The 12,058-nt window shown below is 63.0% G+C and carries 12 protein-coding genes; 6 read left to right on the plus strand and 6 right to left on the minus strand.

What is annotated here, in order from left to right; translation table 11 throughout:
- Positions 1–6: 6 nt before the first annotated feature.
- Both murJ and AC1DLO_RS06580 read right to left on the minus strand, forming a co-directional pair.
- Positions 7–2,088: a murein biosynthesis integral membrane protein MurJ gene (murJ, locus tag AC1DLO_RS06575; RefSeq protein ID WP_476914434.1), complete on the minus strand. Its 2,082-nt coding sequence runs from the start codon at positions 2,086–2,088 to the stop codon at positions 7–9.
- A gap of 70 nt (positions 2,089–2,158) precedes the next feature.
- Positions 2,159–2,659 (minus strand): NUDIX hydrolase, encoded by a 501-nt coding sequence (locus tag AC1DLO_RS06580; protein WP_184741317.1) that lies wholly within the window; start codon positions 2,657–2,659, stop codon positions 2,159–2,161.
- Positions 2,660–2,875: 216 nt separating this feature from the next.
- On the opposite strand from AC1DLO_RS06580, the gene AC1DLO_RS06585 reads away from it, so the two are divergent.
- Together AC1DLO_RS06585 and AC1DLO_RS06590 are read left to right on the plus strand one after the other, a co-directional pair.
- Positions 2,876–4,372, plus strand: coding sequence for a CCA tRNA nucleotidyltransferase (locus AC1DLO_RS06585; RefSeq protein ID WP_476888876.1), 1,497 nt, complete (start codon positions 2,876–2,878; stop codon positions 4,370–4,372).
- Positions 4,373–4,957, plus strand: a complete 585-nt coding sequence (locus AC1DLO_RS06590) for a histidine phosphatase family protein (RefSeq protein ID WP_311770617.1) — start codon at positions 4,373–4,375, stop codon at positions 4,955–4,957.
- Between the two features lie 307 nt (positions 4,958–5,264).
- Here the strand turns inward: AC1DLO_RS06590 and AC1DLO_RS06595 are convergent, their stop codons facing one another.
- Positions 5,265–5,414: a hypothetical protein gene (locus AC1DLO_RS06595; RefSeq protein WP_476888877.1), complete on the minus strand. Its 150-nt coding sequence runs from the start codon at positions 5,412–5,414 to the stop codon at positions 5,265–5,267.
- Positions 5,415–5,556: 142 nt separating this feature from the next.
- Here AC1DLO_RS06595 and AC1DLO_RS06600 point away from each other — a divergent pair, with 142 nt between their 5' ends.
- The 3 genes from AC1DLO_RS06600 to AC1DLO_RS06610 all read left to right on the plus strand — a co-directional run bounded on the left by AC1DLO_RS06600 (position 5,557) and on the right by AC1DLO_RS06610 (position 8,819).
- Positions 5,557–5,697, plus strand: coding sequence for a hypothetical protein (locus AC1DLO_RS06600; RefSeq protein ID WP_172465581.1), 141 nt, complete (start codon positions 5,557–5,559; stop codon positions 5,695–5,697).
- A gap of 151 nt (positions 5,698–5,848) precedes the next feature.
- Positions 5,849–7,381, plus strand: a complete 1,533-nt coding sequence (locus AC1DLO_RS06605) for a glycosyltransferase family 87 protein (RefSeq protein WP_476888878.1) — start codon at positions 5,849–5,851, stop codon at positions 7,379–7,381.
- On the plus strand, positions 7,374–8,819 hold the full coding sequence (locus tag AC1DLO_RS06610) for a phytoene desaturase family protein (protein WP_476888879.1): 1,446 nt from the start codon (positions 7,374–7,376) through the stop codon (positions 8,817–8,819). The genes AC1DLO_RS06605 and AC1DLO_RS06610 overlap by 8 nt, the downstream gene beginning before the upstream one ends.
- Before the next feature lie 257 nt (positions 8,820–9,076).
- On the opposite strand, the gene AC1DLO_RS06615 is transcribed toward AC1DLO_RS06610, so the two are convergent.
- Positions 9,077–9,682 (minus strand): NAD(P)-dependent oxidoreductase, encoded by a 606-nt coding sequence (locus AC1DLO_RS06615; RefSeq protein WP_476888880.1) that lies wholly within the window; start codon positions 9,680–9,682, stop codon positions 9,077–9,079.
- Between the two features lie 83 nt (positions 9,683–9,765).
- On the opposite strand from AC1DLO_RS06615, the gene AC1DLO_RS06620 reads away from it, so the two are divergent.
- Positions 9,766–10,158, plus strand: a complete 393-nt coding sequence (locus tag AC1DLO_RS06620; protein WP_184741295.1) for a winged helix-turn-helix transcriptional regulator — start codon at positions 9,766–9,768, stop codon at positions 10,156–10,158.
- 13 nt (positions 10,159–10,171) lie between these two features.
- On the opposite strand, the gene AC1DLO_RS06625 is transcribed toward AC1DLO_RS06620, so the two are convergent.
- Positions 10,172–10,870, minus strand: coding sequence for an ABC transporter ATP-binding protein (locus AC1DLO_RS06625; RefSeq protein ID WP_476888881.1), 699 nt, complete (start codon positions 10,868–10,870; stop codon positions 10,172–10,174).
- 45 nt (positions 10,871–10,915) lie between these two features.
- Complete coding sequence (locus AC1DLO_RS06630; RefSeq protein ID WP_476888882.1) at positions 10,916–12,007, minus strand: ABC transporter permease; 1,092 nt, start codon at positions 12,005–12,007, stop codon at positions 10,916–10,918.
- Between the last annotated feature and the right edge of the window lie 51 nt (positions 12,008–12,058).

Consider the following 12,058-nt stretch of genomic DNA (forward strand, 5'->3'; position numbering starts at 1 on the left):
GAAGCGTCACCTTTTGCGGCGAGGTCCACCGCGGAAATAGGGGTTGTTTCCCAGCGGCCCCTGATAGGTGCGGCGGCCAGGGAGCGGAATGCCCGGACGGCCTACGCCTCCTTGGGCGGTGCTGGGGAGGTCTTCGTCCGGCAAGTAGGACTTCTCGATGTCGGACCAGGCATCCACCTTGCCTTGCCCTTCCGCGATGGCCGCATCGGCAACCCCGTCGGCGTCGTGACTGCCGTCCCACCCGTCCTTGGGCGGGAGCGTTTCCAGTGCGGGACCGGCGCGGAACGATGCCGCGTCGAATTCGCCCGAGATGCGCGGAATGAGCCCGGTATCGTCGGACACGGTGGCGCGGACGGGCGTCGGGGTTTGCTTTCCAATGGTGGACGGCGCTTGCGCCACCGGAACGCCCCGGCCTAGCCGGCCGAGCACCGGACGGAGCAGATCGCGCAGTTCGCTGACGTGGAAGATTCGCAGCAGGAACAGGTAGGCAAGCAGCATGACCGGCCCGACGACGATCACCGTCACCAAGGCGGCAAGCCTGCTGCTCCAGGCGAAACCGTCCGCGTGGTAGCTGCCGAGGAGCCACAGGGCCAAGGCCCCGGCGATCGCCGAACCCAGGGCCGCGTAACCCATGCGGATGTAGGAGTTCGCAATCCGGGGGCCGTCCACATGGCCTAGGAGGCGCCGCAGGAACCAGACGCTGATGACCACGGACAGGATGTTGCCGAGGGTGTACAGGACGGCGATCGCGAAGATGATCTGGGCGACCGGCAGGAACTGGATGATGAACGCGCCCACAACGTTCAGCAGGGCCAGCATGAGCTGGATGTAGAACGGGGTCCGGGCGTCCTCGTTGGCGTAGAACACGCGGGACATCATGAAGTTGGCGCTCATGAACGGCGTGCTCAGCGCGAGGATCGTGAGCGTCTGGGCCAGCATGACGCCGTCCTGGGGGTTTCCGCCGGAGAAGAACATGCCCAGCGGACCGGCAAGGGCAAAGAGCGCCAGCGCCCCGAAAACGGTGGCGACAGCCATGGTCCGCAGTCCGTGGGAAAGGGCTTCGCGCAACTCGGCCTTGTTGCCGGCTTGGGAAGCGTGGGTCATTCGGTTGAACAAAACTGTGGCGAGCGACAACGCGATGATCGAGTGCGGCAGGAGGTACAGCTGGCTGGCGACTTCCAAGACCGCGTTACCGGGGAGGGTGGCGGCGGCGGGGTCATGCGCGTGCTCCAGGCGGAGGCGCTCGGATCCGGGAATGGTGGCGATCCTCATGACATAAAGGAACGCGAGCTGCCCGACGGCGGCGGTCAGGAGCGTCCAGACACTCAGTTTTGCTGCCTGGCCCAGTCCCACGCCCCGCCAGCCGAAGCGCGGCCGGAGCCCGAGCCGCAGGCGGATCACGGGGACGAGGAGTATGGCGGTCTGCGCGAGCACGCCGACGGTGGAGAAGCCGGCGATCAGGAAGGTCTGGAAGGGACCCCAATTGTCCAGGGTGTGCGGGTTGGTGTTGTTGGCACCGAGGATCCAGATGAACATGCCGAGTCCTGCGATGGCCACCACATTGTTCAGGATCGGCGCCCACATCGCGGGACCGAAGGCGCCGTTGGCGTTGAGAATCTGGGTCAGGAGCGCGTACAGACCGTAGAAGAAGATTTGCGGCAGGCAATAGAACGCGAAGGTTACGGCCAGCGATTTCTGCTGGGGTGAGTAGCCCTGGGTGGTGAGGTCGATGACCATCGGCGCGGCTAGTGTGACCAACGCAGTCAGCGTCAGGAGAACCAGCACCGCCAGAGTCAGGAGCCGGCTGATGTAGTCCGCGCCGCGGTCCGGGCCCTTGCTGGCCTTGATGATCTGCGGCACCAGTACGGCATTGAAAACGCCGCCAGCCACTAGGAGGAAGATCAGGTTGGGCAGGTTGTTGGCATTGATGAAGGTGTCATTGACTGTCGATCCCAGGCCCAACGCGGCGCCAAGCATCCATGTTTTGGCAAAGCCGAGGAACCGCGAAACGAGCGTCCCGGCGGCCATGACGGCACTGGAACGGGTTTCTCCGGACTGGGTTGACTGGGTTGTTTTGGCGGCAGACATTGTCCTTATCGTCCCATGAGCCGGGCTGCCTGTTGCGTCAAACCGGCGTCAGGCGGTAGCAACGGCCGCGCTAGAGGTGTTCGGGCAGGACTTCCCGGGCGAGATCGGCGATGCGCCGCTCATTGGGGAAGGACAGCTTGCGTGCCAAGTCCTGGAGGGGGACCCAAGCGGCATCGATGGCCTCTTGATCGGGATCGTTCTCGATGGTCAGCTCGCCGCCCGTGGCGCGGAGCAGGAAATGGTGCACGGTCTTGTGTACGCGATGCCCACTCACGGTGAACCAATAGTCGATGCTGCCGAGCGGAGCCAGGACATTGCCTTCGATTCCGGTCTCTTCGGCGATCTCGCGGACTGCGGCTTCCTCGTTGTTTTCCTTGCCCTCCGGATGACCCTTCGGCAAGCACCACTCAAGCCGGCCACCCCTATTAAGGCGAGCGATGATCGCAACCCTCAGTTCGCCGTCGGACGTGTCCACTACGACGCCGCCGGCAGAGACTTCCTCCACGGTCGGAAGGGCGGCCTGCGCCGTGTGCTGAGCGGGCGCGACGTGGGCACCAATTGCCGACGGCAATGGTGCGTTCGTCCTCCTGCCAGGAGCACTCGGGATCGGGTTGGCCATGAAGTCCACTCTAACGACTCTTGCCCGTTGGTGATGACCGGGACATGGACTCACGGTGACGTGCGGATGGCGTTCGGCGGTGATCCAGGTGTCGTCGTCGCGCAATCGCAGCGCAATGACAAGGATCCGGTGGGATGGCGCAGCGAAATCTGACAAGCTTAAGGAACTATGGCGCAAGTATTGGACAGTTCTTCAGTTAATTTCCAGATGGATCCAGTGGTCCTGGACCTCGGCCAGCGTTTTGTCGACGCTGGATTCGAACTGTCGCTCGTGGGTGGGCCCGTGCGGGACCTCTTCCTAGGCCGTGTCTCGCCGGACCTGGATTTCACCACTGACGCCACCCCGGACCAGACCCTTTCCATCATCAAGAGGTGGGCGGACAATTTCTGGGAGATTGGCCGCGCGTTCGGAACGATCGGGATGAAGAAGTCCGGCTTCCAGATCGAGATCACCACGTACCGCGCGGAGGCGTACGACGCCGATTCCCGCAAGCCGGTGGTGGCTTTCGGTTCGTCGCTGCTGGATGACCTGCTCCGCCGCGACTTCACCATCAACGCCATGGCGCTCCGCCTGCCCTCGCTGGAGCTTGTGGACCCGTTCGGCGGCGTGCGCGATCTCCATGCTTCGGTGCTTGCTACCCCTGGAGCCCCCGAATCGTCCTTCTCCGACGACCCGCTGCGCATGATGCGCGCCGCCCGCTTTGCCGCGCAGCTTGGCGTTACAGTGCACGACGACGTCCGGCTCGCCATGTCCGGGATGGCTGAGCGGATCAAGATCATTTCCGCCGAGCGCGTCCGCGAGGAACTCGTCAAGCTCATTAACGGTGCGCAACCGCGGGCGGGCATCGATCTCCTTGTTGATACCGGACTGGCCGAATTTGTCCTGCCGGAGGTCTCTGCGCTGCGTCTTGAGGCCGACGAGCACCACCGCCATAAAGACGTCTACCAGCACTCCCTCCAGGTGCTGGAGCAGGCCGCGTCGCTCGAGACCGGTCGAGACGGCCCCGTGCCCGGTCCAGACTTCGTGTTGCGCTTCGCGGCGTTAATGCACGACGTCGGGAAGCCGGCGACGCGCCGGTTCGAACCGGGCGGCGCAGTGAGCTTCCGCCACCACGACATGGTGGGCTCCAAGCTGACCGCGAAGCGCATGAAAGCCTTGCGCTTCGACAACGACACCATTAAGGCCGTGGCGCGGCTCGTCGAGCTGCACATGCGTTTCTATGGATACGGGGACGCGGGCTGGACCGATTCCGCCGTCCGCCGTTACGTGGCTGACGCCGGTCCCCTGCTGGAGCGCCTGCACCGGCTCACCCGGTCCGACGTCACCACGCGTAACCAACGCAAGGCAGAGCGGCTCTCCTTTGCCTACGATGACCTTGAGCAAAGGATCGAGGTCCTGGCCGAACAAGAATCGCTCAACGCCATTCGGCCTGACTTGGACGGAGCACAGATCATGGCTTTGCTGGGGCTCAAGCCCGGACCCGTTGTTGGCCGCGCCTACAAGTTCCTACTGGAAGAGCGCATGGAAAACGGTCCACTGTCCCACGAGGACGCTGAATCCAAGCTTTTGGCGTGGTGGGCCGAGCAGCCCGAGTCCGCCGTCGAACTTTCATCGGAACCATCCGTCGATGCCCATGCCGGCATCGCCGAACCAGAGGAGTCCTAAGTGAACGAAGCAGCCAAGCCCGCCCGGCCACAGCTCTGGATCATGCGCCATGGGGAGACCGAATGGTCCAAGAGCGGCCAGTACACGGGATTGACCGATCTCCCTTTGACGGTCGAAGGCGAGCAGCAGGCCGTGGAAGCGCGCAAAATCCTGGAAGGCATCGACTTCGACCTCGTCCTGACCTCCCCGCTGCGACGAGCCCGACGCACGGCGGAGTTGGCAGGCTTCCCCGACGCTGTCCACGAGCCGCTGGCCGTGGAGTGGAACTACGGAGACTACGAAGGGATCAGCTCGGACCTCATCCGCAAGGACAATCCGGACTACCTCATCTGGACCGACGGCGTCCCCAATGGCGAGACGCTCGACTCCGTGGCAGCCCGTGCAGACAAGATCATTGCCCGCGTCCTGGAGTCTGGAATGGACAACGTCCTGATTGTCGCCCACGGCCATTTCTCCCGCATCCTTACGGCCCGCTGGCTTGAATTGGACGCCAGGGAAGGACGCCACTTTGTCCTGGGAACCGCCAAAGTTTGTACCTTGGGATGGGATAAGCGGACGCCTGCCATTCTTCGCTGGGGACTGTAAGGGGAATTAATTTCTAAAATGTCTGTAATTGGCTGGCCAACAGCACGATTCATGGTGTAACTTTATTTTTGATCCCAGAGCGATCCGCCGGGATTATGGCGTGCCCTACCCAGTCAGTCAGCTGTGGTGGTGCCAAAGCAGGCTATGTCGCCACGCAGAAAAGGAGGTTGGGAAAATGATTACTTTGACTAGCGGATGGAAGATGACCGTCGCTGGCACCCCGGCCTTTGCTGCTCGACGCCGTTTTGCGGCCTAACTTCTCCTGATGTACTTGCGCCCCTGAATATCGGGGCGGTTCACGGTGCAATCAGTCGCCGAGTGGCCTGCCATTGAGCGGTATCACGCGATTGACGTGGTGCGCAGCTTCCTCATAGTTCGGAACCAGCTTCTTGTTGGGGACGGCTGCCCCTTGGATACCCCGTACCGGAACTCCGTGCTTCGGTACTTCCACGGTCATTCGAACAATCCGCTTAATCCACCCATCATTGCCTGGCATTCACATGCCTATATCCACTGCTGTCTTCCTTCGAATTCAGTGGGGCTTAATTGTCATGCCCGAATTCCGGCAATTCTCTTCAATAACGAAAGGAGGTGACACCATGGCCAAGCGCCTCAAAGACCTGATGGTCTTCAACGGCAAGCCCGTCGTCAAAGACAAGACCCTCTTCAACGGACAACTCCTGGACCAACGCCGGGAGGACGTCTACGTCGTCCTGCACCAAATGGGCATCATCCGCTGAGTGTCCCCACCACTGCAATTCAGGAGGGACTGATGGCACACATCGGACCGTTCGCCTCGGAAGCCCACGCGGCTACGCGTGGGCTTCCGCCTTTTAATGCGGGGAGTTAGTGGCGAGGCTGTCCGCCGCGCCTGAAGGTAAGCTCGATTCCATGCAGGAGACGAAGCCGCACATCCAGCAAAAGCGTGCGCGCTTTGTGGTCCCCACCCGTAGCGACACCTTACTGAGGAACTTCACCGAACTGGTCGGAGGACCCCTCGGGGGGCGCTCCTCTCCGGGAGACATCTCCCCCGGATTCTTCACCGTTGAACGTGTCCTCATCATCCTCACGATCGTTGCTGCTCTGCTGTCGATCCTGATCAAGGGCTATTGCCGGGTCAACGGTTGGCAGGCACCCCAGCAGTTCTACGCCACGTGCTACTCGGATTTCCCCGAACTCTTCCGTAGCCGAGGCCTTGCCGATGGCGTCTTTCCGTTCTTCGACCAGAAAAGCCTCTTCGAATATCCCGTGATCGCCGGGCTCATAGCTGGTGCTACGGCATGGTTGGTCCCCGGTCATGGCGCCAGTTCCGAACGGGTCTTGGGCTACTTCGATGTGAATGCCACCCTGATTGCGGCCCTGTGGATCGTGACTGTCCTGGTTACCGCGCGCATCAACCCACGCCGGCCCTGGGACGCAGCCATGGTGGCGCTGGCTCCGGGGATCGTGCTGGCTGGCGTTATCAATTGGGACATGTGGGCCGTAGCCATGCTCGCAGTCGGGATGTACTTCTTCGCGAAGGAGCGTCCCGTCCTGGCTGGCGTGTTCATCGGCCTCGGCACGGCCACCAAGCTGTACCCGGTGCTCATCCTGGGCGCAGTCTTCCTGCTGGCGCTACGCAGCGGCCGGGTTCGGGTCTTCTTTGCGACCACTCTTTCCGCGGCAGTGGCTTGGCTTGCGGTCAATATCCCTATCGCCGCCGTCAACCCCGCCGGCTGGCGATACTTTTTCGACTTCACCCAGGACCGCCCGGCCGGATACAGCTCGTTGTGGTTCGCCTACAACTTAGTGGCAGAACGGCTGCACCTGGTCCAACTTGGGCCGGAAGCCATCAACGCCCTGGCATTGAACGTGTTCCTGCTTGCATGCGTCCTGATCGCGGGATTGGCTTTGACGGCGGCGCGGCGCCCGCGGTTAGCCCAACTGACGTTCCTGATCGTCGCCGCCTTCATCCTCAGCAACAAGGTCTATTCGCCCCAGTTTGTCCTGTGGCTTGTCCCATTGCTGGCCTTGGCACGCCCCCGGTGGCGCGACTTCCTTCTCTGGCAGGCTGCCGAGGCTCTGCACTGGACCGCCACGTGGATGTATTTGGGCCAGACAAGCAGCGGCGGACCTGCGCAGAACAACATCGACATGCCGTACTACGTCATGGCCGTGATGCTGCATATGGCCGCGACGGCATATTTGATGTTGAGGATCGCGTGGGACATTTGGGAACCACATCTGGACCCCCTTCGGATCCATGGCGTGGACGACCCCCATGGTGGGGAGTTCGACCGTGCCAAGGATTGGTTCCGAGTGGACCTTAAGAATCCCGCCGCTTCGCTGCTGCCTTGGCGCCACGCAGTCTCCTCTCGTGAAGAGGGGCAGCTGGCAGAGGACTCGGTCCCATCCGCGAAAGGCGAGTCCGAACGCGATGGCTGAGGTCGCCGTCGTCGGCTCCGGACCCAACGGCTTGGCTGCCGCGGTAGTCATGGCACGCGCAGGCCTGGCTGTCCGGGTTTACGAGGCTGCGGAGACGATCGGGGGCGGAACACGCACCGCCGAGCTCTTGGAACCGGGTCATGTCTACGACGTCTGTTCCGCGGTCCACCCGATGGCGCTGGCTTCGCGATTCTTCCGGGAATTTGAACTCGAACGGCGCGTGGAGCTGCGTTTGCCGGAGGTTCAGTACGGGACCCCGCTCGACGGCGGCAGGGCAGCTCTCGCCTACCGCTCTCTGGAGCAAACGGCCTCTGGACTTGGCGCCGACGGAGATGCTTTTACTCGCCTGATGGGACCGCTGGTGGAGCACCTGGGTGGAGTGCTGGACGTGACGCAGAACCAACTGCTGCGAATGCCAGCAAATCCTGTCGCTGCGCTTCGACTCGGTATAGCAACCCTGGAGCAGGGTTCGCCATGGTGGAACCGGCGATTCACCGGGGACGCCGCTCCAGCGCTCTTGACTGGGGTCGCGGCGCACGCTGTGGCGCCCCTGCCCTCGCTCACCGCAGCGGCGGCGGGACTCTTGCTGGGAGCGCTGGCCCATGCCGGAGGCTGGCCTATTCCCGTTGGTGGCTCGGCGGCGATAGCCGATGCAATGGCCCGCGATATCGAAGCCCATGGCGGGGTGATTGAGACCGGCGTACGGATCGATTCCTTGGAAGAGTTGAGTCCCGCGAAGGCCATTTTGTTGGACGTTGCACCCCCGGGCCTGCTGCGCATGGCTGGTACGGCCCTTCCGGGGGGCTACCGGCGAGCACTGGAAACATTCCGTTTCGGGAATGGGGCGTGCAAAGTGGACTTCATCCTGTCCGGGCCGGTTCCGTGGGCCGCTCGGGGACTAGCTGGCGCTGGGACTGTGCACGTGGGTGGTACGCGTGTAGACATGGCTGAAGCGGAGAACCTGGTAGCTGCCGGCCGGCATCCTGGAAAGCCGTATGTGCTTGTGGCCCAGCCATCGATCGTCGATGCCGGGCGTGCTCCGGCCGGGAGACACATTCTGTGGACCTACTGCCACGTGCCCAAGGGGTCGACGGTGGACATGGCTGAGGCAGTCATGGCCAGAATCGAGGAATTCGCGCCGGCCTTCCGGGATGTGGTGATCGGATGGAAGACGACGACGGCGGCAGGCTTGGCCGAGTACAACGCGAACTATGTGGGCGGGGACTTTAGCGCAGGACTGATGGACATTCGGGGACTGGTGCAGCGTCCCGTGCTTTCACCCGTGCCGTGGCGGACGCCGCTGCGAGGCGTGTACTTGTGCTCATCGTCCACGCCGCCAGGGCCCGGAGTGACAGGAATGCCCGGATACCATGCAGCAAAGCATGCCCTGAAGGACATATTCGGACTGCAGGTACCCGGGCTTGGCATGCCCGCATAGCCGCCCCCCCACACATCGCCGCCCCCCACACATCTCCGCCCCCCACATCGCCGCCCCACGGCCGACGCTCGCTCACTTGTGTGGCTCTCCCGGCCGGCGCTCGCTCGGATATACGGCACTTCCGGCCGATGCTCGCTCACATATTGGCCCAAAGGGCGGAACGCTCCTGCAGAACATCTGCATGAGGGTTCCCTGTTTTTCCCCGATATCTGCAGGAGGGTCGGGTGGGGAGCCGATATATGTGCAGGTGGGCCGGGTTAGTTGGCCGCCGTGAAACGTGCGCGGCGGTGGGCCGGAGTCTCGATCTCGTCGAGCATGGCGACGGCATAGTCCTGGGTGGAGATGCTGTTGCCGGCCGGGGAATCCTTGGCAGTGGAGTAGTTACCCGTCCGCTCACCCGGCTGGATGAGGGGTGCCGGTGCCAGCACGGTCCAGTCCAGGGTCTCGGGGGCTTCCTTGACGGCGGCGAAGGCTGCAGCGGCGGTGGTGGCTTCGGCCTTGTAGGCTTCCGGGAAGTCGGGCGAATCGAGGAGGCGGACGCCGTCGATCTCCAGGGTCCCGGCGCCGCCGACGATCATGAGGCGCGTGCCTTCGGCGTTGCTGTAGGCCGTATCCATCGCAGCGAGCCACTCGCCGTGGTCTCCGCCAGTGCGGCTCGGGCCGGTGGCGAGGATGACCGCGTCGTGCTCTTTGGCGATTTCCGCGAAACGCTGGCCATCAGCGAGATCGGCGGCGAGTGACTTAGCTCCAGCAACCTCGGCGCCCTTGCGGGAGATGGCGGTGACCTCGTGGCCGCGGGTGAGGGATTCGTTGACGATCTGGCTTCCGACCATGCCCGTTGCGCCGTAGACTGCGATTTTCATGACTCTCCTTGGGGTTGCTATCCTTGCAATACGAAAACAGTATCTATTTGATACTGAGAGCTTCAAAGGAACTTAGTTACCTTATGGAAACCAATGAACTGCCGGCAAACGTGTTGGACCCTGATTGCCCGTCTCGCGTGATCTTCCAACGCATCGGCGACAAATGGGCCTCGTTGGTGGTCCAGGTTCTCGCAGACGGCCCCATCCGCTTCTCCGAGCTTCGCAAAATGGTCCACGTGGTGACGCCCAAGGTGCTGACCCAGACCCTGCGCACCCTCGAACGCGACGGGCTTATCACGCGGACAGTCCATGCCCAGGTGCCGCCACGCGTCGACTACGAACTGACGGAACTTGGAACTTCGTTGTTGGAACCCCTGACCCTCCTGCGTCTGTGGGCCGAGGACCACGTGCCCAGCATTCTTGAGGCCCGCGACGCCTATGACGATGCCCAGGATGAGGCTGTCCTGAGGGGCTGACCCTGCCACTCTTTCAGCTAGGTGTTCCAACGGGTACGCCCGAGCCAAGGCGCCCGTCCCGCATGGTTGCGACGGAGTCGGTGAACGGCAGGAATTCGGTATCGTGCGTCACCATGACGGTCGCGGTCGCGAACTCGTCCGTGACCTGACGCAGCAACCGCACGATCGATTCGCTGCGCTCGTGATCCAACGCTGCTGTTGGCTCGTCCACGAGCAATACCCGGGGTTGGCCCATGAGCGCCCGCGCAATGTTCACGCGCTGCCGCTGTCCGCCTGAGAGCTGGTGTGGCCGCTTGTTGAGTGAAGCAGAGAGCCCGACGACGTCGAGCAGCTCGCTGGCATGCCTCCGTGCCGCTTTGGCTGCCTTCCCCCGGAGATGGTCTCCGATGATCAATTGCTCGACGGCGGTCAGCGATGGCAAGAGATTGGGCTGCTGGAAGATGATGCCCACCTTCTCCCGGCGCAGGGAGGTGAGCTCGGTGTCCTTGAGCTCCGTGGCATTCACGCCGTCGATGACAACCAGTCCCGAGCTTGGCCGGACCAGCGTGGACCCCACGGCCAGAAGCGAGGATTTTCCGGAGCCGGACGGGCCCACGAGGGAGAAGAATTCGCCTGCGTCCACGCTGAGATCCACATCATCCAGCGCTTTTAGGGTGGAGTCTCCGTCTGGGTACTCCAGGGTGACGCTGGCCATGGTGAGAGCGGGGTTCATTGATATGCCTTTCATGGAATATTTAGTGGTAGGGGCGGACTGGCCCTAGTTGCCGCCGAGGGCGATGAGCGGATCCACCGTGGTGATGCTGCGGACCGCAAGGGCGGCCCCTGCCAGGCCTAGGAGCACAATCCCCGCGATGGGCAGGAGCGTGGTCAGCGGAGTCACCAGGAACGGGGCCGCTTGGGCTGCGAAGAATCCACCCAGCACGCCCATCGCACCACCCAGTCCCGCACCGGCGAGCAGGACGATCCCGGCTTGGACCAGGGCGTCCCGCACTACGTAGCCCGAAGAAGCGCCCATGGCCTTAAGCACCGCGATGTCGCGTGTTCGCTGGACGGTCCAGACAGTCAGGAACGCCACGATGACGAGTGCCGAGATGCCGTAGAGAAAAGCCTGCATCAACAGGAGGGAACCGTTTTCGCTCTTGTACGAACCGAGGGCTTGGAACGAGCCGCTGGGGCTGGCGCTGACCGTGCCGGCAGCGGCATTGGCGGCATCGACGTCTACGGAAGCCCCGGCGTCGTAAGTCACGGCGAGAACTGTTCCTATGGATGCCCCGGCAGGAATATGGGCGAGCTTCTGCCACGTGGCCCGCGAGGTCCAGACGACGCCGGTGTGCGAATACCACTCATCCTGGGCGATCGCAGAAACGGTCAGGCCGGTACCGCCGACTGTCACCTGGCTCCCGGTACTCAGTGAGAGTTCCTTCGCCAAGGACTTCCCGACCACCACTTCGCCGTCCTTAACCGCGATCGGTGAGATCCCGCCGTCGGCCCCGAAGACCGCGACGTTGGCTGTGCCAGCGGCATTGTTGGACGAATCGAGGGATTGGAATCGAGTCTGCGTGATGCCGACGGCCTCGGCGGAGGCAATACCAGGCCGGTTTCGCCATACTTCAAGGTGTTTGGCGGAGACCTCCGATTCCGTGTAGGACGCCTTGGCCTCGCCTCCGGCGGGCGCGCCGAACACGATCTGCTGGGCCGGAAGGGCTGCGATGGCGGACGTCGACTGGTTGCCGAGGCCGGAGGTAAGTCCGGAGAGCATAACGAGGAGGAGCGTGATGAGGGCTACGACGCTTCCCATGAGGGCGAAGCGGCCCTTGGCAAAGCGGAGGTCACGCAGAGCGAGGTACATGTAATTCCTTTGTTCAGCCATTGAGGCGATCTTCTGGTTCTGTTTCAACTC

This window comes from Arthrobacter sp. 01T419, from assembly GCF_056398865.1.

Coding starts and splice junctions, on each gene's coding strand:
- murJ (WP_476914434.1), bottom strand. CDS start 2,088: ATGTCTGCCGCCAAAACAACCCAGTCAACCCAGTCCGGAGAAACCCGT.
- AC1DLO_RS06585 (WP_476888876.1), top strand. CDS start 2,876: ATGGCGCAAGTATTGGACAGTTCTTCAGTTAATTTCCAGATGGATCCA.
- AC1DLO_RS06595 (WP_476888877.1), bottom strand. CDS start 5,414: ATGACCGTGGAAGTACCGAAGCACGGAGTTCCGGTACGGGGTATCCAA.
- AC1DLO_RS06600 (WP_172465581.1), top strand. CDS start 5,557: ATGGCCAAGCGCCTCAAAGACCTGATGGTCTTCAACGGCAAGCCCGTC.
- AC1DLO_RS06605 (WP_476888878.1), top strand. CDS start 5,849: ATGCAGGAGACGAAGCCGCACATCCAGCAAAAGCGTGCGCGCTTTGTG.
- AC1DLO_RS06610 (WP_476888879.1), top strand. CDS start 7,374: ATGGCTGAGGTCGCCGTCGTCGGCTCCGGACCCAACGGCTTGGCTGCC.
- AC1DLO_RS06615 (WP_476888880.1), bottom strand. CDS start 9,682: ATGAAAATCGCAGTCTACGGCGCAACGGGCATGGTCGGAAGCCAGATC.
- AC1DLO_RS06620 (WP_184741295.1), top strand. CDS start 9,766: ATGGAAACCAATGAACTGCCGGCAAACGTGTTGGACCCTGATTGCCCG.
- AC1DLO_RS06625 (WP_476888881.1), bottom strand. CDS start 10,870: ATGAACCCCGCTCTCACCATGGCCAGCGTCACCCTGGAGTACCCAGAC.
- AC1DLO_RS06630 (WP_476888882.1), bottom strand. CDS start 12,007: ATGTACCTCGCTCTGCGTGACCTCCGCTTTGCCAAGGGCCGCTTCGCC.